This window comes from Pseudomonas sp. P135 (genome assembly GCF_020312125.1).
GTDB lineage: Bacteria > Pseudomonadota > Gammaproteobacteria > Pseudomonadales > Pseudomonadaceae > Aquipseudomonas > Aquipseudomonas fragariae.
In genome coordinates, this window is sequence record NZ_JAGPYR010000006.1 from 124439 (window position 1) to 149326 (window position 24888).

Annotated in this window: 21 protein-coding genes and 1 pseudogene; 7 read left to right on the forward strand and 15 right to left on the reverse strand. The window is 60.6% G+C overall.

Features of this window, described 5'->3' with window-relative positions; translation table 11 throughout:
• Window positions 1–63 precede the first annotated feature (63 nt).
• The gene (gene queG, locus KBY08_RS11380) at window positions 64–1152 is read left to right on the forward strand and encodes a tRNA epoxyqueuosine(34) reductase QueG (protein WP_032657151.1); all 1089 of its coding nucleotides are present in this window, start codon (window positions 64–66) and stop codon (window positions 1150–1152) included.
• A gap of 377 nt (window positions 1153–1529) precedes the next feature.
• Here queG and KBY08_RS11385 read toward each other — a convergent pair whose 3' ends face one another.
• Window positions 1530–2141, reverse strand: a complete 612-nt coding sequence (locus KBY08_RS11385) for a trimeric intracellular cation channel family protein (RefSeq protein WP_003393544.1) — start codon at window positions 2139–2141, stop codon at window positions 1530–1532.
• Window positions 2142–2237: 96 nt separating this feature from the next.
• Window positions 2238–2774 carry an oligoribonuclease gene (gene orn / locus KBY08_RS11390; protein WP_024642705.1) on the reverse strand — a complete coding sequence of 179 codons (537 nt, stop codon included), beginning with the start codon at window positions 2772–2774 and terminating at the stop codon, window positions 2238–2240.
• 108 nt (window positions 2775–2882) lie between these two features.
• Here orn and rsgA point away from each other — a divergent pair, with 108 nt between their 5' ends.
• Window positions 2883–3914: a small ribosomal subunit biogenesis GTPase RsgA gene (gene rsgA, locus KBY08_RS11395; protein ID WP_003366295.1), complete on the forward strand. Its 1032-nt coding sequence runs from the start codon at window positions 2883–2885 to the stop codon at window positions 3912–3914.
• Window positions 3915–3975: 61 nt separating this feature from the next.
• Here the strand turns inward: rsgA and motB are convergent, their stop codons facing one another.
• Together motB and motA are read right to left on the reverse strand one after the other, a co-directional pair.
• Window positions 3976–5025, reverse strand: coding sequence for a flagellar motor protein MotB (gene motB / locus KBY08_RS11400; protein WP_003402902.1), 1050 nt, complete (start codon window positions 5023–5025; stop codon window positions 3976–3978).
• Between the two features lie 3 nt (window positions 5026–5028).
• Window positions 5029–5880 (reverse strand): flagellar motor stator protein MotA, encoded by an 852-nt coding sequence (motA, locus tag KBY08_RS11405; RefSeq protein ID WP_003402900.1) that lies wholly within the window; start codon window positions 5878–5880, stop codon window positions 5029–5031.
• A gap of 207 nt (window positions 5881–6087) precedes the next feature.
• Between motA and KBY08_RS11410 the strand changes: the two genes are divergently transcribed.
• From KBY08_RS11410 to KBY08_RS11425, 4 genes and pseudogenes are all read left to right on the forward strand, one after another.
• A complete protein-coding gene (locus tag KBY08_RS11410; protein ID WP_003402899.1) occupies window positions 6088–7623 on the forward strand; it encodes an HDOD domain-containing protein in 1536 nt (511 codons plus the stop codon).
• A 45-nt stretch (window positions 7624–7668) separates the two neighbouring features.
• Window positions 7669–8481, forward strand: a pseudogene (locus KBY08_RS11415) (rhodanese-like domain-containing protein); the annotation flags it as partial.
• A gap of 156 nt (window positions 8482–8637) precedes the next feature.
• Window positions 8638–9501, forward strand: coding sequence for an archaetidylserine decarboxylase (gene asd / locus KBY08_RS11420; RefSeq protein ID WP_024652401.1), 864 nt, complete (start codon window positions 8638–8640; stop codon window positions 9499–9501).
• A gap of 255 nt (window positions 9502–9756) precedes the next feature.
• Window positions 9757–11541, forward strand: coding sequence for a hypothetical protein (locus KBY08_RS11425; RefSeq protein ID WP_024652402.1), 1785 nt, complete (start codon window positions 9757–9759; stop codon window positions 11539–11541).
• A 65-nt stretch (window positions 11542–11606) separates the two neighbouring features.
• Here KBY08_RS11425 and serB read toward each other — a convergent pair whose 3' ends face one another.
• On the reverse strand, window positions 11607–12821 hold the full coding sequence (serB, locus tag KBY08_RS11430) for a phosphoserine phosphatase SerB (protein ID WP_003402884.1): 1215 nt from the start codon (window positions 12819–12821) through the stop codon (window positions 11607–11609).
• Window positions 12822–12951: 130 nt separating this feature from the next.
• On the opposite strand from serB, the gene KBY08_RS11435 reads away from it, so the two are divergent.
• The gene (locus tag KBY08_RS11435; RefSeq protein ID WP_003402883.1) at window positions 12952–14493 is read left to right on the forward strand and encodes a HAMP domain-containing protein; all 1542 of its coding nucleotides are present in this window, start codon (window positions 12952–12954) and stop codon (window positions 14491–14493) included.
• Between the two features lie 404 nt (window positions 14494–14897).
• Here KBY08_RS11435 and KBY08_RS11440 read toward each other — a convergent pair whose 3' ends face one another.
• The 10 genes from KBY08_RS11440 to KBY08_RS11485 all read right to left on the reverse strand — a co-directional run bounded on the left by KBY08_RS11440 (window position 14898) and on the right by KBY08_RS11485 (window position 24749).
• Complete coding sequence (locus KBY08_RS11440; RefSeq protein WP_024641182.1) at window positions 14898–15593, reverse strand: membrane integrity-associated transporter subunit PqiC; 696 nt, start codon at window positions 15591–15593, stop codon at window positions 14898–14900.
• A gap of 183 nt (window positions 15594–15776) precedes the next feature.
• Entirely contained in the window at window positions 15777–18032 is a 2256-nt protein-coding gene (gene parC, locus KBY08_RS11445; RefSeq protein ID WP_032657135.1) for a DNA topoisomerase IV subunit A, read from the reverse strand.
• 10 nt (window positions 18033–18042) lie between these two features.
• On the reverse strand, window positions 18043–18522 hold the full coding sequence (locus KBY08_RS11450; protein ID WP_162488891.1) for a TIGR02281 family clan AA aspartic protease: 480 nt from the start codon (window positions 18520–18522) through the stop codon (window positions 18043–18045).
• Window positions 18523–18560: 38 nt separating this feature from the next.
• Window positions 18561–19538: an esterase-like activity of phytase family protein gene (locus tag KBY08_RS11455; RefSeq protein WP_032657139.1), complete on the reverse strand. Its 978-nt coding sequence runs from the start codon at window positions 19536–19538 to the stop codon at window positions 18561–18563.
• The gene (gene parE / locus KBY08_RS11460) at window positions 19535–21439 is read right to left on the reverse strand and encodes a DNA topoisomerase IV subunit B (protein ID WP_003431952.1); all 1905 of its coding nucleotides are present in this window, start codon (window positions 21437–21439) and stop codon (window positions 19535–19537) included. The genes KBY08_RS11455 and parE overlap by 4 nt, the downstream gene beginning before the upstream one ends.
• Before the next feature lie 76 nt (window positions 21440–21515).
• Window positions 21516–22133, reverse strand: coding sequence for a YqiA/YcfP family alpha/beta fold hydrolase (locus KBY08_RS11465; RefSeq protein WP_011266483.1), 618 nt, complete (start codon window positions 22131–22133; stop codon window positions 21516–21518).
• 88 nt (window positions 22134–22221) lie between these two features.
• On the reverse strand, window positions 22222–23028 hold the full coding sequence (gene cpdA / locus KBY08_RS11470; RefSeq protein WP_111522147.1) for a 3',5'-cyclic-AMP phosphodiesterase: 807 nt from the start codon (window positions 23026–23028) through the stop codon (window positions 22222–22224).
• Window positions 23029–23115: 87 nt separating this feature from the next.
• On the reverse strand, window positions 23116–23490 hold the full coding sequence (locus KBY08_RS11475) for a hypothetical protein (protein ID WP_111522146.1): 375 nt from the start codon (window positions 23488–23490) through the stop codon (window positions 23116–23118).
• Between the two features lie 198 nt (window positions 23491–23688).
• Window positions 23689–24141, reverse strand: coding sequence for a DUF1249 domain-containing protein (locus KBY08_RS11480; protein WP_002551796.1), 453 nt, complete (start codon window positions 24139–24141; stop codon window positions 23689–23691).
• Window positions 24132–24749, reverse strand: coding sequence for an NUDIX domain-containing protein (locus KBY08_RS11485; protein WP_003402866.1), 618 nt, complete (start codon window positions 24747–24749; stop codon window positions 24132–24134). Before KBY08_RS11485 ends, KBY08_RS11480 begins: the two co-directional genes overlap by 10 nt.
• Window positions 24750–24888: the final 139 nt, after the last annotated feature.

Sequence of the window (24888 nt, forward strand, 5' to 3'; positions counted from 1 at the left end):
GCGTCTATGGGCTCCGATGTCTGGCAGAATTATACGCACCTTGGCCCCGGTTTCTCTCTGCGCATGTCCGCTATTACTGCTGTATTTCCCACTTCCGATGATCTTGCCGCCCTTGCCGTTTCAATCAAGGCGTGGGGGCGTGAGCTGGGCTTTCAGGAAGTCGGGATCAGCGGCCTGGACCTGGCAGAGCACGAACAGCATCTGCAACGCTGGCTCGATGCAGGCTATCACGGGGAAATGGACTATATGGCAGCCCATGGCAGCAAACGCTCCCACCCCGATGAGCTGGTGCCGGGAACGCTGCGCGTGGTGTCGCTGCGCATGGATTATCTGCCGGGCGACACCGAGATGGCGCAACGCCTGACCGAGCCGGAAAAAGCCTACGTCTCACGCTACGCGCTGGGCCGTGATTATCACAAACTCATCCGCAAGCGCCTGCAGCAACTGGCCGAGCGTATTCAGCAGGCCATCGGGCCGTTTGGCTTTCGAGCCTTCGTGGACAGCGCGCCAGTGCTGGAAAAGGCCATCGCCGAACAGGCCGGGCTGGGCTGGATCGGCAAGAACACGCTGGTGCTCAACCGCAAGGCGGGCAGCTTCTTCTTTCTTGGCGAGCTGTTTGTCGATATTCCGCTGCCGGTGGATGCGCCCCATGCGACCGAACACTGCGGTCGTTGTACAGCCTGCCTGGACATCTGCCCGACTGCGGCGTTTGTCGGGCCTTATGTGCTGGATGCGCGGCGTTGTATTTCCTACCTGACCATCGAGCTGAAGACGGCGATTCCCGAAGAGCTGCGGCCGTTGATTGGTAACCGGGTGTTCGGCTGTGACGATTGCCAGATCGTCTGCCCGTGGAACCGCTTCGCCCGGCCAACCGAGCAGAGCGACTTTCAGCCGCGTCACAATCTGGACAATTCCGGGCTGGCCGAGCTGTTCCTCTGGGATGAAGAGAAATTCCTCGGCAGCACCGAAGGCTCGCCACTACGCCGGGCGGGTTATGAGCGCTGGCTACGCAACCTGGCCGTGGGGCTGGGCAACGCGCCCTCCACCATCCCGGTGATCGAGGCCCTGCAAGCACGGCGCGACTACCCGTCGGAACTGGTCAGAGAACATGTGGAATGGGCGCTGCAGAGACATGGCGTGGCGCCGCTTTAAAGGTACCCCCTAGATATTCCTGTGGGAGCTTGCTCGCGAAGGCGTAGTCACGATATATAGATTTTCAGCGACTGCACCGGCCTCTTCGTGAGCAAGCTCACTCCCACAGGTCCGGCGTGTTTTCAAGCCCTGTGGATCACTCCCGCAGGTCGGGGGTGTTTTCGAGCCGCCTAGATGTTCTGCAGCAGCGCTGATCTTGTGGGAGCGAGCTTGCTCGCGAAGAGGCAGGGACAATCGCCGGAGATTTATGCCTCTGTCAGTCAGCCTTCGCGAGCAAGCGAAGCGTGGCCCGGCTCGCTCCTACATGGTTATGACTGAACAACATTGCCTCCCACAAGACTAGCTTGGGCATGCCGCTCGTGGCCTTCTCCCCCTCTTCAAGGCTCGTCTTTATAGACAAACTTGGGCATTTCCCAACGGAAACGAATCGCCAGCAGGCGCAGCAGCAGGCCGCCGAACAGGGTGATCAGCACTGCTTGCTCGTCCGGCAACTGCAGGTACTGGCATAGCAGAAAACACCACGCGGCCAGAAATGACACGCTGGCGTACAGCTCGCGGCGGAAGATCAGCGGGATGTCGTTGCAGAAGATGTCGCGCAGGATGCCGCCGAATACCCCGGTGATCACGCCACAGACTGACGCGATCAGCAGACCGTGCCCGGCCTCCAGCGCAGTCATGCAGCCGATCAGGGTAAAAGCCACCAGTCCCAGCGCGTCGAGCACCAGAAACAGTGAGCGCAGATGACGCATCAGTGGCGCGATGAAGATCGTCACCAGGGCCGCCACGCTGGTCAGGACCAGATACTCCGGATGCTTGACCCAAGTCAGCGGGTAATGACCGATCAGTACGTCGCGCACCGACCCGCCACCCAGCGCAGTGACGCAGGCGATCAGCACCACGCCGAACCAGTCCATCCCGCGCCGCCCTGCAGACAGGGCTCCCGTCATGGCTTCAGCAGTGATGGCGATCAGATAAAGCATCAGCAACATGGCGGCGACTCTGCGACAAAGGCGCGCAGTCTAACCAGCCGACCTGCGCACTGAAAGAGTGCAGCGAAGATTATTCACTGCACGCGCGAGTCTCGATCAAGGCTTGATGAAGTGCTCACGGTAGAAGCGCAGCTCGGCAATCGACTCACGGATGTCGTCGAGCGCCAGGTGGGTGCTGCCTTTCTTGAATTTCAGCTCGGGGGACCAGCGCGCAGCCAGTTCCTTGAGGGTCGAGACATCCAGATTGCGGTAGTGGAAGTAGTTTTCCAGCGTCGGCATGTGGCGATACAGGAAGCGGCGATCCTGGCAGATGCTGTTGCCGCAGATCGGCGAACTGCGCTCCGGCACCCACAGCTTGATGAACTCAAGGGTCTGCGCCTCGGCTTCAGCCATGCCGACGGTACTTTCGCGCACGCGCTGGGTCAGGCCCGAGCCGCCGTGCTGGCGCGTGTTCCACTCATCCATTTTCGCCAGTGTCTCGTCGCTCTGATGCACAGCGATCACCGGGCCTTCGGCCAGGGTGTTCAGCTCACTATCGGTGATGATCGTGGCCATTTCGATAATGACATCGGTATCAGGGTCCAGACCGGTCATTTCCAGATCGATCCAGATCAGGTTCTGCTTGTTCTGCATGTGTCGACTCCTCAGCGTAGGCGCGCAGTTTAGCTCACCCTGCCGTGCTAGACTCCTGCCGATCAATCGTACTGCCTAATTCATCGGTTACATCACATCGGAACACCCATGGCCAAACGCCAACTCAATCGTCGTCAGAACTGGCGCATCGAAAAAATTCAGGGCGAGCGTGCTGCCCGCGCAGCAAAACGCGAGTCCGCTACGCTTGAAACACTCGAGGGTGGCGACCTCGGCCCCGAGCAGACGGGCCTGGTGATCGCCCACTTCGGCGTGCAAGTCGAAGTGGAAGCTCAGGAAGGCGAAGTGACCGGCCAGGTCTTTCGCTGCCACCTGCGCGCCAACCTGCCTGCACTGGTGACCGGTGATCGCGTGGTATGGCGCGCCGGCAATCAGGGCATTGGCGTCATTGTCGCGCAACTGCCTCGCACCACCGAACTGCGCCGCCCGGATTCACGCGGCCAGCTCAAGCCTGTGGCGGCCAACGTCGACCTGATCGTGATCGTCTTCGCGCCGATGCCCGAGCCGCATGCCAACCTGATCGACCGCTACCTGGTGGCCGCCGAGCATGCCGGGATTCGTCCGTTGCTGCTGCTCAACAAGGCCGACCTGATCGACGAGCAGAATGCGCCCGCGCTCAATGCGCTGCTGGCGGTCTATCGCACACTGGGTTACCCGGTACTGGAAGTGTCCGCGCACCACGGTGACGGCATGCAGAGCCTGCAAAGCCAGCTTGACGGGCACATCAGCGTGTTCGTCGGCCAGTCCGGCGTCGGCAAGTCCTCGCTGGTCAACAGCCTGTTGCCGGAAACGGACACTCGGGTCGGTCCGCTGTCCGAGGTTTCCGGTCAGGGCACACACACCACGACCACCGCCCGCCTGTTTCACTTCCCGCGCGGCGGCGATCTGATCGACTCGCCGGGCATTCGTGAATTCGGCCTTGGCCACGTCAGCCGTGCCGACGTAGAGGCAGGCTTCATCGAGTTCAACGACCTGATCGGCACGTGCCGCTTTCGTGACTGCAAGCACGACCGCGAACCGGGCTGCGCCCTGCTCAAGGGGCTTGAGGACGGCCGCGTTCAGCAGCAGCGCATGAACAGCTACCGCTCGATCATTGCCAGCCTGCCGCAAGACAGTTACTGAGCACCGAACGCCGCACGCAAAAACGCCGCGATCATCGCGGCGTTTTTGTATCGGTTGCAGCTCAGTTCTGGGCCGGCTCGACCCGCAATTTGCCATCGTCAAAGATATTCAGCTTCTGCCGGATCTCGTGCGGCTGTGCGTAGGCCTGCGGGTCGGGCGGCGCCGCTGTCGAAGCCCCCGGCGCAGCGGGAGCACCTGGAGCAGCAGGCACCGCCGGTGCGGGTGCTGTCGGCGCCGCAGGCGTGGCTGGCGCACCGCCGGAGTTCTGATCGCCCTCGATGCGGTGCTGGGCCTTTTTGGTCAGCACCACGATATCGATGCGGCGATTGATCGGGTTAGTCGGGTTCTGGCGATCATACAGAGCAGACGACGCGTACCCCACCACCCTGGCCACTTGTGAATCCGGATACGTCCCGGCTACCAGCGCACGGCGTGCAGCGTTGGCACGGTTGGCCGACAATTCCCAGTTGCCGAACCCGCCACTGCCCACGAAAGGCGTTGCATCGGTGTGGCCGCTGATACTGACCTTGTTCGGCACACTTTTGATGGTGTCAGCCAGGGCCAGCAGAATGTCTTCGAAATATGGTTTGAGACGCGCGCTGCCCGAGTCGAACATCGGCCGGTTTTCCGCATCCATGATCTGGATACGCAAGCCGTCCTGAGTGATCTCGAACAGAATCTGGTCCTTGAATTTCTGCAGCTGCGGGTTTTCCTCGACCTTGGTCTGCAATTCCTGGAGCAGCATCTCCAGACGTTCCTGCTCCACCGCTTCAGCCTTGGTCTCGGCATTTTCCGCCTCAAGCGGCACGGTGTCCGGCGACGGCGTGGTCTGCACCTCGGGGTTCAGCGTCTGGTTCGGCGACATCTCCGGCGAACCGCCCAGATCGATCACGTACGGCGAACCGCTGTCCGAGAAGCCGACCGGGTCCTTGAAATAACCGGCGACCGCGAGCAACTGCTCGGGGGTGGCAGACGACATCAGCCACAGCACCAGAAAGAACGCCATCATCGCCGTCGCGAAGTCGGCAAATGCGATCTTCCAGGCACCGCCGTGATGTCCGCCACCAAAGCGCTTTACGCGCTTGATGATAATCGGCTGATTATTTTCCATGACTTAGCGACCGCGAACCGCTTGTTCCAGCTCGCTGAAGCTGGGGCGATGCAGCGGATAGAGAACCTTGCGGCCGAATTCGACAGCCAGCGAAGGCGGCATGCCGGAGGCCGAGGCCACCAGCGACGCCTTGATGCTCTCGTAGACGTTCATTTCTTCCTTGGCATCATGCGCAAGGCTGGTGGCCAGAGGACCGAAGAAACCGTAAGCCGCGAGAATACCGAAGAACGTACCGACCAGCGCCGCACCTACGTGCATGCCGATCGCTGCCTTGTCGCCCGAACCCAGCGACGCCATGGTCACCACGATACCCAGTACCGCAGCCACGATACCGAAGCCGGGCATACCGTCGGCGATACCGGTAATGGCGTGGGATGGATGCTCGAGGTCTTCTTTCATGCTCAGCAGCTCCATGTCGAACAGACCTTCCAGCTCGTGAGGAGCCATGTTGCCGGACGACATGATGCGCAGGTAATCGCAGATGTACGCAGTCATGCGCTCATCCTTGAGGACACCCGGGTATTTGGCGAAGATCGGGCTGGAGGCAGCGTCTTCGATATCCCCTTCGATCGCCATCATGCCTTCACGGCGGCTCTTGTTGAGGATTTCGTAGACCAGCCCCAGCACTTCAAGGTAATAGGCATGTGTGAAGCGCGTACCGAACATCTTCAGCGACTTCTTGAACACGTGCATGAACATGTAGCCAGGGTTGGCCTGGAGGAACGCGCCCAGTGCAGCACCGCCGATAATCAAGACCTCGTACGGTTGGAACAGCGCCATGACCTTGCCATGGGACAGCACATATCCGCCGATGACACTTGCGAGAACGACAATGATGCCGATGATTTTAGCCATAGGAAAAAATACTTTACTGAGTCGGGTTCAGGGACAGTCCGGAAGTTGTTGAATCTCTTCTTCTCCTTATCGGCCTAACTGGGCCAGACTATAGCCGGTTCTTTTGAAAAACCCATTTATGCGCCTCCATAAAAGGAGGAAAATGGCCTCAGCACCCCGTACGCTGGCGGTTTCCCAGCTCAGATAATCAGCCGCACAGGCCCTCGAATGCCGACAGTACACGCAGCACATCACCTCGTTCCGAAGACGCTGGATGCCTGGGTCAAACTGCTTGACGGCATCGCGTTGCCGGTCCCTGCCGTCAATCATGGACACGTCCGCGCCGCACTGAACGACAGTCGTCGGTCGCTGCGTGAAATTGCCGAAATGATGCAGGAAAGTCCTGCGCTGGTGCTGAGCGTGATGCGCGAGGCCAACCATCACACCCACGGTTTGACCGAGCAGGCCGAGAGCCTTGAAATTGCCATCAACCGCCTGGGTCTGGCGCGTACCGAAGTCCTGCTGGGCCGTTTACCGGCCAAGCCGCCCGAAGAAATTCCTGCGGCCTATCGCCAACTGATTCTGGTCAGCCAGCACGCCACGCAACAAGCCAACGGCCTGTTCGCCAGCCGGCTGGCGCGACTCTGGCAGGACATCCACATGGGCAGCCTGCTGTTTCTGTCGCCGCTCTGGCCGATGGCGCTGGCTTATCCGAAGCTGCTCGAAGAGCTGGAACTGCGGGTTATCCACAAGGGCCATTCCAGCGCTGCAGTGGAAAAAGAGCTGTTCGGCGTCAACCTGCTGGAACTGTGCCTGGCACTCGCCGAGTTCTGGCGCCTGCCGATCTGGGTCACGCGCGGCTATAAACTGTTGATCAACGAGCGACGCGATCTGGCCAAGGCGCTGCGCATCGCCCGCGAAGACAACAGCCCGCTGCAGCAGCAACAACTGATGGACGACGACCCCAACCTGCGACGCTGGCTGAACCAGCCCGCCAATACCGTGTTGCTGGGCAACGGCCTGGCGCTGGCGGCACAAAATGCCTGGAACAGCCCGCATTGCCTGCGCTGGGAACGGCTGACCAGCCTGTACCTGCAACAGTCGATCAGCGAAGTACAGCAACAGGCGCACCAGAATGCGGCCAGCAGCGCACGCGTCCATGCGGAAAAAGACCTCTGGCACCCGGCCGAATCGCTGATCTGGCCGTGGGATGCACGGCGTGTAAGGCGCGACAATGAGCCTGCACCTCCGCCATCGGCTGACGCCCTGCAAATGTGGCGCAAGCAATGCGCCGAACTGCTGCAGGACCCCAGCCCGTTCATCAACGCCATGCACCTGACCACCTCGGCGCGCGACGCCTTCATCTCGTGCGGCATGGAGCGGGTCATGCTGCTGATGCTGGACAAGACCTCAACCGTGCTGCGCGTCAATCAGACTGCCGGACTGCCGAAGGACGCCGCTGCCTTGCAGCTGTTCATCAAGGAAAGCACCGTACTGCAGCGCTTGCTGACCCAGCCGACGCAGTTACGCATGACGCCCGCCAACAGTGCGCAATTTGCCGCCCTGCTGCCCCCGCCGCTGAAAACCCTGTTCAGTGGCCAGCACTGGCTGATTCGCTCGCTGAGCAACAACGGCAAAGTCATGCTGCTGGTGGTCGCCGACCAGGGCGGCGGGGCCTTGTCGGAAATTTCCGTCCAGGCATTCGGAAAAACCGCGCAATGTATTGAACGGGCACTGGGCATCTTTAGTCATCGCAAAGCCTGAGGCCTGGCGTACAATTCGCCCCTTTCCTTTCATCGGAGGCTGCAAATGTACGCATTCACTGGCTTGTCGCTGGTCATCGAACCCAACGATCTGCTTGAGCGTCTAGACGCCCCGGAACTGATCCTCGTGGATCTGACCAGCAGCGCTCGCTACGAAGCCGGGCACATTCGCGGTGCCCGCTTCGTCGATCCGAAACGTACACAACTGGGCACGCCTCCTGCCCCCGGCCTGCTGCCCGACACGGCCGGTCTTGAGCAAGTGTTCGGCGAGCTGGGCCACAACCCTGACGCTGTCTATGTCGTCTACGATGACGAAGGCGGCGGCTGGGCCGGGCGTTTCATCTGGCTGCTGGATGTCATCGGCCACAGCCGTTATCACTATCTGGACGGTGGACTGCTGGCCTGGGAAGCGCAATTGCTGCCGCTGAGCACCGACGTGCCGCCTGCTGCCGATACTCCGGTAACGCTGACGCTGCACGATGAACCTACCGCCACGCGCGAGTACCTGCAAAGCCGTCTGGGCGCCGCCGATCTGGCGATCTGGGATGCCCGCGCGCCGACCGAGTATTCGGGCGAAAAAGTGGTCGCGGCCAAAGGCGGCCACATACCCGGCGCCGTCAATTTCGAGTGGACGGCGGGCATGGACAAGGCGCGCAACCTGCGTATTCGCCAGGACATGCCGGAGATCCTTCGCGACCTGGGCATCACGCCCGACAAGGAAATCATCACGCACTGTCAGACCCATCACCGCTCGGGCTTCACCTATCTGGTGGCCAAGGCGCTTGGCTATCCAAGGGTCAAGGCATATGCCGGCTCGTGGGGCGAATGGGGCAATCATCCGGATACACCGGTAGAAGTACCGAATGTGGCCGCCGCGCCCGTCGAGGCAGTCGAGGTTGCGCAACCCGTAGAGCCTCCCCAGCCAGCCCCGGCCGAAACCGTCGAACCGGTCCGCGCCACCGAACCGGGACGGACCTCACAGAAATATTCAGGACACTCATCCTCAGGACCTTCAATGAAAGACCGCTTGTTCATCATCAGCCAGTACCTGCTGCCACACCACCTGCTGTCCCGACTGGCAGGCTGCGTTGCCGAATGCCGCGTACGCTGGTTCAAAAACGCTTTCACTGCGTGGTTTGCCCGCCGTTATCAGGTGGACATGTCGCAGGCACTGGTCGAAGACCTGACGTCCTACGAGCACTTCAACGCGTTCTTCACCCGCGCATTGAAAGCTGACGCGCGCCCGCTCGATGCCACGCCGGGCGCGATTCTCTCGCCGGCCGACGGTGCCATCAGCCAGTTGGGCCCTATCGACCACGGCCGGATCTTCCAGGCCAAGGGCCACAGTTTCAGCGTACTGGAACTGCTCGGCGGCGACCCCAAGCTGTCGGCGCCGTTCATGGGCGGCGAGTTCGCAACCGTCTACCTGTCGCCGAAGGACTATCACCGCGTTCACATGCCACTGGCCGGCACGCTGAGTGAAATGGTCTACGTACCGGGCCGCATCTTCTCGGTCAACCAGACCACCGCTGAAAACGTACCCGAGCTGTTCGCCCGTAACGAGCGAGTGGTCTGCCTGTTCGATACCGAGCGCGGACCAATGGCAGTGGTACTGGTGGGCGCGATGATCGTGGCGTCTGTCGAAACGGTATGGGCCGGACTGGTCACACCGCCCAAGCGTGAATTGAAGACGTTCAGCTACGACGAAGCGGCGCGTGCGCCGATCCACCTGGAAAAAGGTGCCGAGATGGGTCGGTTCAAGCTGGGCTCTACCGCCATCGTGCTGTTCGGTCCAGGTCAGGTGAAATGGGCCGAACAACTGACGGCCGGCTCCAAGGTTCAAATGGGCCAGGCACTGGCCGTTCCGGCACAGGCATGATCGCGACCTGAGCCTCGATGCATGAGTGCCCGATGATGGATATTGGCACTCATGCAGCATGCCACCGGACGATAATGGCCTCCAGCCATAATTGCTGCGAACCTATGTCGATACTGGTAAAGTCGCCCGATCGATGCTGTAGGATACTTCGCACTTTCATGGGCGTATGCTCGGCATATCGCGGGTGCGCGATAACCTCGCCCCCCCTATGAAGCCATCATCCAGGCCAGTGAGTTGTTGGAGTTTGTCTGTCACATGAGTAATTTTAGCCTCCCTCTGCTATTGCGTGCGCCCACGCCGACGCAGTCGAGCCTGACATTCAGTGAAGCCAATCCCCGCGACCTCAAACGCTGGATCTCCAGACTGCCCAAGGCAAACCTCGGAGAAATGGCGCGTCAGCTCTATCAGGGGCTGACCGAGCTAAACCAGTTGATCACCCCGAGTGAAAACCGCCTGCAATTGCTTGAATTGCTGCGGCCCGAGGTGTACTTCGTCTGCAAGCACCTCGAACGTCACTTTCTCAATCAGGCCATTGTGCTGGACGAGCGACCACGCAAGGTTGCCAACCTCTGCCAGGCGCTGCAAAACCATCTGGCGACCGGTTACAAGCAAATCATTCAGCAGGTCGCCCCGCGCTACACCCGAGACCAGGCCGGGCTGTTCAGCACCGCACTGCAACGAGCAGTGCACGGGCTCAACGGGCCGCTGATTCGCGCCAACCAGCTTTACTGTCCCGTTCAGGACGGCCTGTGGCTCGAGCTGCACCAGATTTATCAGATTGCCCGTCAGTACCAGCTACACAACACGCCGGTCGAAGAACCCCTGGCCCATCACAGCAAAGTGCTGAGCGTTGAACAGACCTATGTGATCGCACTGCTGATGGGCTGCTCGCGCTGCAATCAGATGCGCCAACTGAACATCGGCAAACTGGCCGATGCGCTGGAGGCCTGGAGCGCGCTGGTAAAACTGCAGTCGCCTGCCACGCAAAGCAGCCTATTCGCCCTGGACCCGACGGCAGACAAACCGCCGCTGTATCGCACCCTGTTCAGTGACGAACAATCACCCCGGCTGCTGGGCATCAATACCTTGGCGCTGGCGGAAGCGATCAATCAGTACCTGGCCCTGCCGGACGACCAGCGCACGCCCTCACCGCTGCTGATCCCAACCGGTATCAACACCGACCTGCTGCAACATCTGGCGGTCGCCTGGGGTGATGTGGCCGAACGCACCTTTCAACGTACGCCCGGTCAGGGCACGCTGAGATTGTGCATCGGCATGAGCGCGCTGCATTTCTATGTCGCTGGCCAGAAGTCGTTCAGCGAGCTGTTGCAATTGAACAGCGCCACCAGTGCAGCGAGCTTTTCGTTGAAGATGGCCAATGATGACGCGGACGACCCGTGGGCCTCTGCCTTCGATACTCAGCGTGGCAAGACCTCATCCGTTCTGCTGCCCTACGAAGAGATTGAATACCCGAAAAACGACGGCGACAGCGACTCGCTGTCCAACAACCAGCACACGTTTCCGACCTTCGACCTGAATATCGTCAACCACAGCCCGGGCGGTTACTGCCTGGCGTGGCAGAAGGACGTGCCTCAACAGTTGCAGGCTGGCGAACTGGTGGGTATTCAGGACGACGCAGGCCAGGGCTGGAGCGTTGCCATCGTGCGCTGGATCCGTCAGGTACGCAGCGGGGGCACACAGATGGGCATCGAACTGATCGCCCCGTTTGCCCAGCCGTGCGGCATGCAACTGATTCGCGAACAACAGAACAGCCAGTACCTGCGAACTCTGATGCTGCCCGAAGTACGCGCCATGGAAAAACCGCCCACCGTGCTCGCACCGCGCCTGCCTTTTCAGGAAGGCAGCATGGTGATGGTCAACGTCAACGGCGAAGAACGCCGCGCCTCACTGAGCAACCGGCAGGTCAGCAGCGCCAGTTACAATCAGTTTGAGTATCAGATGTACGACGCCCCGAAAGCCGCCGAAACCGAAAAGGCCATGCCGGATCAGGAATTCGATTCCTTGTGGGGCACGCTGTAGCGATCATTGCGACAGCCGTCGCGATTGCCCCTCGCCATCAGGAGCAGACCACGACGGCCTGAGCGTCAGCGCTTTCCCTCGCGGTCGCGCAAGCCCAGCAGATACAGCACGCCATCGAGCCCCAGCGTCGAAATGGCCTGCTTGGCCGATTGCTTGACCAGTGGCTTGGCGCGAAACGCTACACCCAGCCCGGCAATCGCCAGCATCGGCAGGTCATTGGCACCGTCGCCGACCGCGATGGTCTGCTCCAGACTCAACCCTTCCTTGTGGGCCAGTTCGCGCAACAGATCGGCCTTGCGCTGCGCATTGACGATCGGCTCGACCGCTACGCCGGTCACCTTGCCGTCAACCACTTCCAGCTCATTGGCGAAGACATAATCAATGCCCAGCTTTGCTTGCAGCTGCTTGGCAAAATAGGTGAAGCCTCCCGACAGAATCGCCGTCTTGTAACCCAGCCGCTTGAGCTCGGAGAACAGTGTTTCAGCACCTTCGGTCAAACGCAGGGACGCGCCGATTTCATCCAGCACACTCACGTCGAGGCCCTTGAGCAAAGCCAGACGTTCCTTGAAGCTTTCGCTGAAATCCAGTTCGCCGCGCATGGCACGTTCGGTAATCTCGGAAACCTGCTCGCCGACGCCTGCGGCCTTGGCCAGTTCGTCGATGACTTCGGCCTCGATGAGGGTCGAGTCCATGTCGAACACCGCCAGGCGCCGGTTGCGGCGGAACAGCGAGTCCTGCTGGAACGCGATATCAACGTCGAGATCCTGGGCGACCGCGAGAAATTCGGCCTGCATGGCTTTCGGGTCGGCGGGCTCGCCGCGCACGGTGAACTCGATGCAGCCCTTGCCCTTGTCAGCCGGGGTGTCGAGCGGCATGCGACCGGACAACCGATCGATCTGATCGATATTCAGCCCGTACCTGGCAGTGATGGCGCTGACGCGCTGCAATTGCTCGGCCGTGACTTTGCGAGTCAGCAGCGTAACGATGTGGCGCGCCTTGCCCTGACCTTCGACCCAGTGTTGATAGTCGGTTTCGGACACCGCAGTGAAACGGACCTGCTGATCCAGTTCGTAGGCGGTGAACAGGATGTCCTTGAGCACCGAAGATCCCTGTACGGTATCCGGAATTTCAACCAGGATGCCGAACGACAGGGTGTCATGGATCACCGCCTGACCAATATCGAGAATGTTCACGCCACCCTGGGCGAGGACGCCGGTGATGGCTGCAGTGAGACCGGGACGGTCGACACCGGTGATGTTAATCAGGACGATTTCGCGCAAGGCGCACCCCCGCAGTGGAAAAAAAACGCATTCTAACCACATTCAGTGACCACCGGGCACAGGCAGCGCTTTGCCGCCACTGGGTCGCTCGTTATACTGCGCGACAACTTCACCGAAAGAGCCGTGCTCTGTGAACCGGCCCACGCCCGTTAAAACCGATAATTTCTTCCTGCTCATCTTTCGTGCCCTGCGTCATCGCCGTGTACCGATCGCTTTGCGCATTGCCAGCCATAACGTGATCCTGGTCGCTTTGGCGCTGGTGATCTACGCCGGAGTCATGGGCCTGCAGTTCAAGCAGGCCATGCATGAACAGGCTGATGCGCTGGGGCAGGCCCTGACCACCCAGACCGCCACCTCGGCTACCGAGCTGTTGGTGTCCAACGACATCCTCAGTCTCAACGTGCTGCTGGGCAATCTGGTCAAGAATCCGCTGGTCGCGCATGCGGCTATCTACAGTGTGGATAACCGCATCCTCGCGGAGGCCGGCCAGCGCCCGAAAAACGGGCTTCTGGGGGAAGCTCAGGGCCTGTATGAAATCAAGATCACGTTCCAGGACGTGATGGCGGGCCATCTGCGTATCAGCCTCGACATGTCGCAGTTCCAGCAGCCGCTGACCATCAGCCTGCAGAGCATGGGCATTCTGGCCGGTATCCTGCTGGCCCTGGCGCTGGCCCTGAGTCTGCGCCTTGGCCGCCACATCTCCACGCCACTGATGCAGATGCGTATCTGGCTGCGCGATATCGACCCGTACACACCCGCCACTGATCGCCAGGATGAAATCGGTGATCTGGCGCGGCAGTTGCGCACCTCGTTCGCGCCGCCGGTGCCGGAGCCAGAACCGCTGCCCGAGCCCGAGTATGACGGCGAGGAAGACGACAGCGAAGATCCGTATCTGGAGCCGGAAGAGAAGCCTGCGCCAGTGGTTTCAGCTCGTAGCAGCGAAGCAAAACCGCGCTTGCCGGCACCACCGGTGCAGCGCCGCATCGTTGCCGAGGAAGATGAAGACGACGATGAGGATCCGTTCGCCGATCTGCGCGACCACTCGGACAACTCACCAGCCGTTCGCCCGGCGGCTGCCTCGGTAGCGCCGGTCGAGCCGCACAACAGTGCAGTGCTGGCCGTGCAGCTGGGTGCACAGGATCAATTGCGTCGCCTGCCGCGTGCACGCCTTACCGAATTGCTGCAACGCTACCGCGACTGCCTCGATCAGGCCGCCTCGCTGTATGAAAGCGAGCTGCATACGCTGAATGACGGCAGCACGCTGATGCTGTTCCACAGTCACGAAAGCGGTGATGACTACCTGACCAACGCGATCTGCTGCGGCGAGCTGTTGCGCGCACTCAGTCATGCCTTGCAGATCGAGGTGGCCGATAGTGGCATCACCTTGCAACTGCAACTGGGCCTGACGCTGGGTGAAGGCTTGAGCGGTCTGAGCCAGATCGATCTGTTGCTGACCGAAACGGCGCAGGACGCACTGGCGCTGTCTCAGCACAGCCGCAACCTGCTGCTGGTCGAACGCCGCATCAACGACGATCCGTTGATCCGCCAGCGCGCCCGCATCCGCCCGATCGCCAGCCCGGAAGGTGCCTGCTGCGTAGAACGCCTGATGGAGCCCTACCCGTCGATGCTCGAGCGCCAGCTGGCGCGCATGCACGAATCCAACAAGGCCTGATCCTCTCCTCCGCTCACGCTTGAAGTGAGACGCTTGTGCCCATGCTCTGCGTGGGCATATCGCTCTGAATGCTCCGCATCCGATACTGACCAACCTGTCCCGGTGCAAACAGATGACGCAGAGCGTCATGACCGGCATTCCCACGCGGAGCGTGAGGAACGATAGGTGTCCGCAAGATCACCACCTGGCCCGGCCCCAGCGCGGGCATGCCGCACCGGGGCGTGAGGAGCGATAGGTGCCCGCAAGATCACCATCGTGCCCATGCTCCAGCGTGGGCATGCCGTTCTGGACGCTCTGCGTCCTATCCTGACTGTGCGAAGCGTCAGGAACGCCGAGGTGTGGGAACCAGAGATGAGCGCCCAACAAAAAGCCCGCATCGCTGCGGGCTTTTTGTTGGGCCAATCCTAGAAGCGGAACACTTCAAGATCGGTGCGTATGGGGGAAGCCAGCGGAATTCTTGGCTTGTCAGGCTCTTTGGCCTTGGCGACAGGCGTTTTTTTCGGCTCATCGAGCGCCTGCCAGGAAATCGGCTTGATCGCCGTGCTGACCTGATCAGCGAGGCGCTGCAACAGCATGCCCTGGGCCTTGACCTGATCGGCAGAGCTGCCGGCATGGACTTGTTCCAAGTGAACCAGTCGACTGTCACGGACATGGCCCTTACGGTCCAGAAGACGCCATTGCGCATCCAGTACCGCAGGCTGCTTGGCCCCGGAGTCCAGACGGGTGATGGACAGCACGACCTGAACATCGGGCGTGAAACTGGCCGTCGCAGGCGCCATGACGACGCGCTGGCTGTCGAGCTTCCAGGCCAGCTGACGCAAGAGCAACTGATCTATATCCGAAGACAGGTTGCCCGCCCAGCGCCCATCGGACGAAGCGGTCAAGGTCCCGTCAGGCTGGCGTTGCAGCAGAGTTTCGCGTTGCAGATAGTCGGCCACCGAAACAGGACCCAGCAAAACTGCCAGACCACTACTCTGTTTCGGCTGACCAGGCTCACCACTATCGAGCTGATAAAGCGCGGTCGGCTGGCGCACACTGCAACCAGCCAGACCCAGAACGCCAGTCATCAGCAGGATCAAGGGAAGGCGTAGAAAATTCATCATCCCATCCAGGTGGCCGTCCAGAGACAGGCCACAGTATAAGTACTTTCAAGACCCATGCAGGCACTGAGCCACGCATGCACCCCAAGACCCCATATCATCCGTGAATATGCACCATGACTCCAGCGATTATGCATCGTACTTCATGGCAAAACGAAGAACCTTGGTGCCAGATCAATGTTTTCAGCTATTTTCCACCAATAATGCATCGACCCTCTGGAAGCCCCTTGGCAGTTTATTGCCACGTCTGCCGCGCTCCCCCTTGTAATGTTCGAGGTCTTCAGGTTTCAGCGACAGCGTTCGTTTGCCCGCCTGAAGTACCAGCGTAGCGCCTTGTCCGATCACCGCAAGATCGGTCACATACTCTTCACGACTGGCCACCCGCTCGCCCGGAATGCCAATGATCTTGTTGCCCTTGCCTTTGCCCAGCTGCGGCAAATCGCTGATCTTGAACACCAGCATGCGGCCTTCGGTAGTCACCGCCGCCAGCCAGTTCTGCTCACGATCGGGCACGGGGCGAGGCAGGATGACTTTCGCCCCGGCCGGCAGGCTCAGCAGCGCCTTGCCCGCCTTGTTCTTGGCTTGCAGGTCTTCGCCTTTGACGACAAAACCATAACCGGCATCCGACGCGATCACGTACAACGCATCATCTTCCGGCAGCAATACGCATTCGAAGGTCGCACCCGGTGGCGGTTGCAGCTTGCCCGTCAGCGGCTCGCCCTGGCCTCGCGCGGATGGCAGGGTGTGGGCGGCAACCGAATAGCTGCGCCCGGTCGAGTCGATGAACACGGCGAACTGATTGGAGCGGCCGATGGACGAGGTCTTGAAACCGTCCCCGGCTTTATAGGAAAGCCCGGTAGCATCAATGTCGTGACCCTTTGCACAGCGTACCCAGCCTTTTTCCGACAGCACGACAGTCACCGGCTCGGTGGGCATCAATTCGTTTTCAGACAGCGCCTTGGCTTCGGCACGGGCAACGATGGGCGAACGACGCTCGTCGCCATAGGTTTCAGCGTCGGCAATCAGTTCGGCACGCACCAGCTTGCGCAGCTTGGACTCACTGCTCAACAGCGCCAGAAGCTTGGCCTGCTCTTTGCGCAGGGCATCCTGTTCGCTGCGCAGCTTCATCTCTTCCAGGCGCGCCAACTGACGCAGACGGGTGTCGAGGATGTAATCGGCCTGAATTTCCGACAGATCGAAACGCGCAATCAGCTCCGCCTTCGGATGCTCGGCGGTACGGATGATGTGAATCACTTCATCGAGGTTCAGGTAAGCCGTGAGCAAACCGTCCAACAGGTGCAGACGATGCTCGACCTTGTCCAGACGGAATTGCAGACGGCGACGAACCGTACCGATGCGGAACGTCAGCCATTCGCCGAGCAGTGTCTTGAGGTTCTTGAGCTGCGGCTTGCCATCCAGACCGATGATGTTGATGTTCACCCGGTAACTGGATTCCAGCTCGGTAGTGGCGAACAGGTGCTGCATCAGCTCGTCCAGCTCAACCCGATTGGAGCGCGGGATGATCACGATACGGCAAGGGTTCTCGTGGTCCGACTCGTCGCGCAGGTCGGCAACCATCGGCAGCTTCTTGGCCTGCATCTGCGCGGCGATCTGTTCCAGCACCTTGGCACCGGATACCTGATGCGGCAGTGCGGTGACGATAATGTCGCCATCTTCGATGCGATAAACCGCACGCATGCGCACAGAGCCACGTCCGGTCTCGTAGATTTTCAGCAGGTCGGCACGCGGCGTGATGATTTCCGCTTCGGTCGGATAGTCCGGCCCCAGAATGTGCTCGCACAGCTCGGCAACCGTGGCCTTGGGATCGTCCAGCAGGCGAACGCAGGCACTGGCGACTTCGCGCAGGTTATGCGGCGGCACATCGGTCGCCATACCGACGGCAATGCCGGTGGTGCCATTGAGCAGGATGTTCGGCAGACGTGCCGGCAACACCGCGGGTTCGTCCAGCGTGCCGTCAAAGTTCGGCACCCAGTCAGCGGTGCCCTGACCCAGTTCACTGAGCAGGACTTCAGAGTAGCGCGACAGACGCGCCTCGGTGTAGCGCATGGCCGCAAAGGATTTGGGATCATCCGGCGCACCCCAGTTGCCCTGCCCGTCCACCAGCGTGTAGCGGTAGCTGAACGGCTGAGCCATCAGCACCATCGCTTCGTAACAGGCCGAGTCGCCGTGCGGGTGGAACTTGCCGAGCACGTCGCCGACGGTACGCGCCGACTTCTTGTGCTTGGCGTCGGCACCCAGGCCCAGCTCGCTCATCGCGTAGATGATGCGTCGCTGAACAGGCTTCAGGCCGTCACCGATATGCGGCAAGGCACGGTCCATGATCACGTACATGGAGTAGTTGAGGTAGGCCTGTTCGGTGAAGTCCGCCAGTGATCGGCGTTCTACACCATCCAGGCTGAGGTCAAGGGAGTCGCTCATGCGGGCCTCATTATTTCGTTGACTGGCGCAGCAGCAAATTGCCGCCACGCTGTGTGAATTCGAGTTGTTTCATTGCGCTCATACCCAGCAGCACCTGTTCACCGTCCAGACCGGGCGCCACCAGGGCGCGCACATTGGTCAGGACGATATCGCCCAGTTGCAAGCGGTCAAGCGTGGTCCGAAAACCCTGACTGTTACCATTGGCCGTACTGACCGTGACCGGAAAGCCACGCTTGAGCCCCAGGCGGTCAGCCATATCACCGGGTACGGCCACATCGGTCGCCCCGGTGTCGATCATGAACGCCACTGTCCGGCCGTTGATCTGGCCGGTCGTGACGAAGTGCCCCTGTCGGTTGCCTGCCAGCTGCACTTCTATATAGCCGTCACCGTGTTGCGAGGTGACCACGGCGTTGGGATTCTGCTGCCGGTCTTCCCAATCGCCGAAAAAGCGCGTCGCGAGAAACAGACCGGCCGCCCAAGCCATGATCATCAGCACCTTGCCAGCGCGCTTGCCGGGCTGCACGTCGCTCACTGCCCGGCACTCCAGCCCGCCTCAGGCGCAGCGAAACGCCAGACGATCGGGCGTTTCTCACCGTCGGCACGCACACCGAAATTATTGTCGATGCCGATCCACGCGCCCTTCTCGTCCACCACCAGTGCCTCGGTCAGCCCGTAGGGTTGATCGTAACGACGCGACGGCACCATGGCTTCCTTGGCGAACGACCAGCAACGCTCGATCTGCCCGGTTTCGAGATCACGCCGACAGATGCGATACACCGCACGTTCCAGCGTGAACAGCTTGCCGTTGTACAACGACACATCAGAAAAATCCGTCGACACCTTTTTGCTGCCCTGCTCCGGCGGCAACGCGTCCAGACCGGACTCGGACAGCAGCACGCAGCTTTGCCCGCAGGTCCACTGCTCCTTGTCGCGTTGCACCACCAGCAAGCCGCGCTTCTCGCGTTCGGCCGCCAGCCAGAGACGGTCGCCTGCCGGACTGACGGCAATCCCTTCGAAAATCGCGTTGAAACGCTGCAACATGCCCTGAGCCCGCGCCTGATCCACCAGTTCCTTCGGCAAATCCAGCCAGAACGGTTTGCCACTCACCGGAACCTTGAGCACCGTGCCATAAGCCTCGCTGACCAGATAGCGATTGCCGGCTGCATCACAGCTGACACCCTCGAAATCCAGACTACCGCCGCGTATCAGCGCGGAAAGCCCGGCCATGAAACGCAACTTCAACGGCAGATAGCTTTGTGGTGCCGGTGCGTCAATATGATGTGACTGAGCCTTCCAGGTGTCTTGCGACACATCCAGGCTGTACAGCACATCGTCGTCACGGTCGGACACGGTCCACAGCTGGCCATTGCACATCGCCAGACCTGACAGATTGCCACCCGCCATGTCGTCCACCGGATGCTCGGATTGCAGCTTCAGGGCCTCGAGTGGCGCAGCGACAACCGGCGCGGCAATCAGGATCAGGGCGGCGAGCCAGGCTCGTATCAAGTCAGGACCTCGGCAAGGTTGCCCTTCGACTCGAGCCAGGACTTGCGATCACCCGCACGCTTCTTCGCCAGCAACATGTCCATCATTTCCGACGTGGCTGCGAAATCATCCAGCGTGAGCTGCACCAGGCGCCGGGTGTTCGGGTCCATGGTGGTTTCGCGCAGCTGCGGCGGGTTCATCTCACCCAGGCCCTTGAATCGGGTGACCTGCGGCTTGCCACGTTTCTTTTCAGCGACCAGACGGTCAAGGATCCCGTCACGCTCGGCTTCGTCCAGCGCGTAGTAGATTTCCTTGCCGAGGTCGATCCGGTACAGCGGCGGCATGGCGACATACACATGCCCGGCGTCAACCAACGGGCGGAAGTGCTGCACGAACAAGGCACACAGCAGCGTCGCAATGTGCAGACCGTCCGAGTCGGCGTCAGCCAGGATGCAGATCTTGCCGTAACGCAACTGGCTGATGTCGGCTGCGCCGGGGTCAACCCCGATGGCCACGGCAATGTTGTGGACTTCCTGACTGGCAAGCACTTCGCCGCCATCGACTTCCCAGGTGTTGAGGATTTTGCCGCGCAGCGGCAGGATCGCCTGGAATTCCTTGTCGCGAGCCTGCTTGGCGGAACCGCCGGCAGAGTCACCCTCGACCAGAAACAGTTCGGAGCGCGCCGGGTCCTGTCCGGCACAGTCAGCCAGCTTGCCCGGCAACGCCGGCCCTTGGGTGATGCGCTTGCGCTCGACCTTTTTGCTCGCCTTGAGGCGCCGACCGGCGTTGTTGATCGCCAGATCGGCCAGCTGCAGGCCCAGCTCGGAGTGCGTGTTGAGCCACAGGCTGAACGCATCCTTGACCACGCCGGAGACGAACGCCGCCGCTTCACGGGACGACAGACGTTCCTTGGTCTGCCCGGAGAACTGCGGCTCCTGCATTTTCATCGACAGGACGAAGGCAATGCGTTCCCAGACGTCTTCCGGGGCCAGCTTCACACCACGCGGCAACAGGTTGCGGAACTCGCAGAACTCGCGCATGGCATCCAGCAAACCCTGGCGCAAGCCGTTCACGTGGGTGCCGCCCTGCGCGGTCGGGATCAGGTTGACGTAGCTTTCCTGAACGCTGTCGCCACCCTCGGGCAGCCACAGCAACGCCCAGTCGACCGCTTCCTTGTTACCGGTGAAGCTGCCGCAGAACGGCTCGTCCGGCAGGCGCAGGAATTCGGTGACCGAGTCCTGCAGGTAGGAGCGCAGGCCGTCTTCGTAATGCCACTCGACTTTCTCGCCGCTGGATTTGTCTTCGAAGCTGACCAGCAGGCCCGGGCACAGAACCGCCTTGGCCTTGAGGACGTGCTTGAGACGGCTGACGGAAAACTTCGGTGTATCGAAATACTTCGGATCGGGGGCGAAATAGACGCTGGTCCCGGTGTTGCGCTTGCCGACGGTGCCGACGACCGCCAGTTCGGTGGCCTTGTAGCCGTCAGCGAAGGTCATCTCATATTCGTTGCCATCACGCTTGACCCGCACCCGGACCTGAGTGGACAGCGCGTTGACCACGGAAATGCCCACGCCGTGCAGGCCGCCGGAGAACTGATAGTTCTTGTTGGAAAACTTGCCGCCTGCGTGAAGCTTGGTGAGGATCAGCTCGACGCCGGACACGCCTTCTTCCGGGTGGATGTCCACCGGCATGCCGCGGCCGTCGTCGGACACCTCGAGCGAATTGTCGGCATGAAGGATGACTTGTACCGAACGCGCGTGGCCGGCCAAGGCTTCGTCGACGCTGTTGTCGATGACTTCCTGAGCCAGGTGGTTGGGCCGCGAGGTGTCGGTGTACATGCCCGGACGTTTACGAACCGGATCGAGGCCCGAGAGGACTTCGATGGCGTCTGCGTTATAAGAGCTAGCGCTGGGATTGGCCATGGGTTCTCGATATCAATCTTTCATGGAATTTCGGGGGTTCAATGTTCTTGCATTCATGTGACCGGGCATCGATCACCTACAGCGCCGACAGATCGATCTTCTGCAACAGATCGGGGGCAAATCCGGCAACGGTCAGCAGTGCTGGCATGTGCTCGGCAAAGCCCTGAAAGCTGTGGTCGCCGCCCGCCTGAATACGCAAGGCGCAGCTGCGGTAAAACTTCTCGGCACGACGATAATCGAGCGTCTCGTCACCGGTCTGCAACCACACCTGAAACTGCTGCGGATCCTGCGGCGCGGGTACCTCCAGCTCGGCCAGCGCCCGAATATGGTCTTCGGTCAACTGCCACTGCTCGCCGGTGTACAGGTTCTGTTGCACGCCGAGAAACCCGTCGAACAGCTGATGCGGATTGACTGCCGGGTTGATCAGCACCGCCTTGAGGCCGTGCCGCTGCGCCAAATGAGTCGCATAGTAGCCGCCGAGGGAGCTGCCGACCAGTAATGGCCGTCCCAGCGCCGTGATGGCCGCTTCAAGCTGGAGCATGGCCTGACGCGGATGGTGATGCAGTTCAGGGACTTGCAGACGATCAGCCAGACCCAGGGATTTCATCAGCGCGCTGAGCTGACAGGCCTTTCTCGACAGGTTCGAGCTGTTCAAGCCATGGATGTATAGCAGTGAAGGTGTGTCGCTCGTCACGCTGTTGCTCCCGGGTGCAAGGCAAAGCCGTGTAGTTTACAGGGACTTGCGCTACAGCACCTCACCGGAAACGTATCCGCCTGCCCGATCAATAGCCGGTGCCGCCGTAATCGACCTCGAATTCCAGGCCGACCACTCGGGAAACAGCCGTTTCCAGCCGTCCATCGTCGTGCAGTCGCAGCCAGCGATAGCCCGGCGCCGTGGTGTCCACCTTGAAATCGGCACTGCCCGGGGCGAATTGAATGCAGGTCGAAGGCGACGCCAGCAGGCGCACACCGTTACGCATCTGGTCGAACTCCTGATGCACATGTCCCCACAGTATGGCGCGAACCTGTGCAAAACGATCGAGCACAGAAAATAACGCATCGGCATTGCGCAAGCCGATCGGCGCCATCCACTCACAACCAATCGCGACCGGGTGATGGTGCAAACAGATCAGATGATGCCGATCAGGCGCTTCGCTCAGCGACTGCTCCAGCAACTGCAATTGCGTGTCCACGAGAAAACCCGGCACCGAACCAGGCACCGCCGAATCCAGCAGCGTCACCCGCCATTGACCGATATCCACCACAGGGTCGAGCAGCCCGTTATGCTGCGCAACCTGCTCCATCTGCGGCAGTTCGTCGTGATTACCGGCGAACCAGCGCGCTGGCGCATCGATCCGCCCGCTTATCCGACGAAACGCTTCGTAAGACTCGACGCTGCCGTCTTGGGAGATATCGCCGCTGGCGACCACAAGATCGATGTGTGGCTGCTCGGCCAGCACTCGATCAACGACTTTTTCCAGACTGTCGCGGGTGCTCATACCCAACAATGCACCGTCCGCCTCGGCGAACAAGTGGCTGTCGGATAGCTGGACCAGCAAAACTGACGACGAAAGGGCTGCGCTCGGCAAGACCGTCTCCCAGAGAGGATTCAGCGCGATTATGTGATGCGGCAGCGAGCGGGTAAACCGGGAATGTGCGTGCGGACGAGCATTTGGTCACATTTGCTGATTCGCTCGGTGCTTGAGCACAATTGAAGCAATAAGTCCGGCCGACACCATGCCTGCCAGTCCCGCACCCAAGATATAGCTCAACACGCGCTCATAAGGCATTCCGGGCCAGAGATATCCCGCCAGCAAAAGCTCCAGGGCAACACCAAGAATCATTCCTGCCAATCCAGCCAGATGAACGATCCACGGCATGAGCCTCAAAGACAGAATACCGATGACCGCTCCGATAATGGCCATATACAGGGAGTGCTCCCCACGCAGAGCGCTGCCGGTCAGGGTTATCACCTCGATATAGCTGAAGAGGCTGAAAGTGATTCCCGCGAAGCACGCTAACTGACGCCGAGGAGTACCTGAGTAACTCATTCGTTATACCTGAAGATCAATTCAGGCCGAATGTAAGGCATTGGGTTTCAAATCCAAGGTGCCGGGGTATTTTCAGAAACAACCTACAGGACCGAAGCACACCCACTGTCAGTTGATGTCACTTGCCGGCCAATCAGATGTGGGAGAAATCCAGAGCGAAGCCAGGAAGCGGTAGTACGAGAACAACTGAGGAAGGAGTTAACGCACCGCCTCAAACTCATGCCCACACGCCAGGCAGTGACTCAGCCATTCGCCCAGAAACAGGTTGAGCTGGGCTTTTTCATCCGGCTGGTGCATGTCGGCGTTGGGGTAGGGATAGATGCCCCGGAAGCGCCTCGCGTGTTCGGCGCCGATGACTTCGGCCATGCGTGCGTCATGGTAGACCTGTACTTCAAGCACTGGCACCGGCAGCCACGGCAGGCTGTGTTCCTGGCGGACTTGCAAGGTGGTGGTGTACGGGCAGTCGAGCAGCACTTCGACGGCCAGTACGCCCAGCATCTGATCACCCTGGGTAACGGCGACGCGGCGTGAGCGCTGTTCGTTGCGCATGTCGGGCAACAGGCGCATCAGGCGCGCGTAGTTGGCCTCGCACGCAGCCTGCAGTCCGGCAAGATCGACACGGTAGCGCTCGCGCAATAGATTCACGACCATAAACCCCTTATCTCGGCACGATTCAGCGCCAGCCATTGCAAGGCGATGATCGTCGATGCGTTCTTGATTGTTCCGTCTTTCATCGCCTGCAATGCGTCATCGAATGACCAGACTGTTACCCGGATGTCTTCACCTTCGGCCTCCAGCCCGTGCAAGCCGCCCGCCCCTTCACTGCTGCAACGCCCCAGAAACAGGTGAACGAACTCGTCGCTGCCACCCGGCGAGGGGAAGTATTTGGTGATCGGCCACAGCGCTTCGAACTTCAGCCCAGCTTCCTCCTCCGCCTCGCGATGAGCAACTTCTTCCGGCTGCTCGTCCTTGTCGATCAGACCTGCGACCAGTTCGACCAGCCAAGGGTTGTTGGTCTTTTTCATGGCGCCTACACGAAACTGCTCGATGAGCACCACTTCGTCACGTTTGGCGTCATAAGGCAGCACGCAGACGGCGTCGTGGCGAACGAACAGTTCGCGGCTGATTTCCTTGCTCATCCCGCCGGCGAACAATTCGTGGCGCACATGCAGCTTGTCCAGCTTATAGAAGCCCTTGAAGCAGTTTTCACGCTTTATGGTTTCAAAAGCGCTTGGTGCAGATCGTGTGGTCTGGGTCATGGGTTTCTCGCTGGCCGCCGTGTTTGACATCGGGCCATCCTAACGCGCATCGGCAGTCAGATGCAGCCCCCTTGAAGATGCAGGGTAGACGGCCGGGACTTAAAACAATTCTAATCTGCCATGATCGAACCGAAGACGT

Excerpts from the sequence above, each read along its gene's own strand:
- asd (WP_024652401.1), top strand. The coding sequence starts at position 8,638 with ATGAAAGACCGCTTGTTCATCATCAGCCAGTACCTGCTGCCACACCAC.
- KBY08_RS11485 (WP_003402866.1), bottom strand. The coding sequence starts at position 24,749 with ATGACCCAGACCACACGATCTGCACCAAGCGCTTTTGAAACCATAAAG.
- motA (WP_003402900.1), bottom strand. The coding sequence starts at position 5,880 with ATGGCTAAAATCATCGGCATCATTGTCGTTCTCGCAAGTGTCATCGGC.
- KBY08_RS11475 (WP_111522146.1), bottom strand. The coding sequence starts at position 23,490 with ATGAGTTACTCAGGTACTCCTCGGCGTCAGTTAGCGTGCTTCGCGGGA.
- KBY08_RS11450 (WP_162488891.1), bottom strand. The coding sequence starts at position 18,522 with ATGATCATGGCTTGGGCGGCCGGTCTGTTTCTCGCGACGCGCTTTTTC.
- orn (WP_024642705.1), bottom strand. The coding sequence starts at position 2,774 with ATGCAGAACAAGCAGAACCTGATCTGGATCGATCTGGAAATGACCGGT.
- motB (WP_003402902.1), bottom strand. The coding sequence starts at position 5,025 with ATGGAAAATAATCAGCCGATTATCATCAAGCGCGTAAAGCGCTTTGGT.
- KBY08_RS11385 (WP_003393544.1), bottom strand. The coding sequence starts at position 2,141 with ATGTTGCTGATGCTTTATCTGATCGCCATCACTGCTGAAGCCATGACG.
- KBY08_RS11440 (WP_024641182.1), bottom strand. The coding sequence starts at position 15,593 with ATGAATTTTCTACGCCTTCCCTTGATCCTGCTGATGACTGGCGTTCTG.
- KBY08_RS11410 (WP_003402899.1), top strand. The coding sequence starts at position 6,088 with ATGCCGACAGTACACGCAGCACATCACCTCGTTCCGAAGACGCTGGAT.
- parC (WP_032657135.1), bottom strand. The coding sequence starts at position 18,032 with ATGAGCGACTCCCTTGACCTCAGCCTGGATGGTGTAGAACGCCGATCA.
- parE (WP_003431952.1), bottom strand. The coding sequence starts at position 21,439 with ATGGCCAATCCCAGCGCTAGCTCTTATAACGCAGACGCCATCGAAGTC.
- KBY08_RS11480 (WP_002551796.1), bottom strand. The coding sequence starts at position 24,141 with ATGGTCGTGAATCTATTGCGCGAGCGCTACCGTGTCGATCTTGCCGGA.
- KBY08_RS11425 (WP_024652402.1), top strand. The coding sequence starts at position 9,757 with ATGAGTAATTTTAGCCTCCCTCTGCTATTGCGTGCGCCCACGCCGACG.
- rsgA (WP_003366295.1), top strand. The coding sequence starts at position 2,883 with ATGGCCAAACGCCAACTCAATCGTCGTCAGAACTGGCGCATCGAAAAA.
- queG (WP_032657151.1), top strand. The coding sequence starts at position 64 with ATGTCCGCTATTACTGCTGTATTTCCCACTTCCGATGATCTTGCCGCC.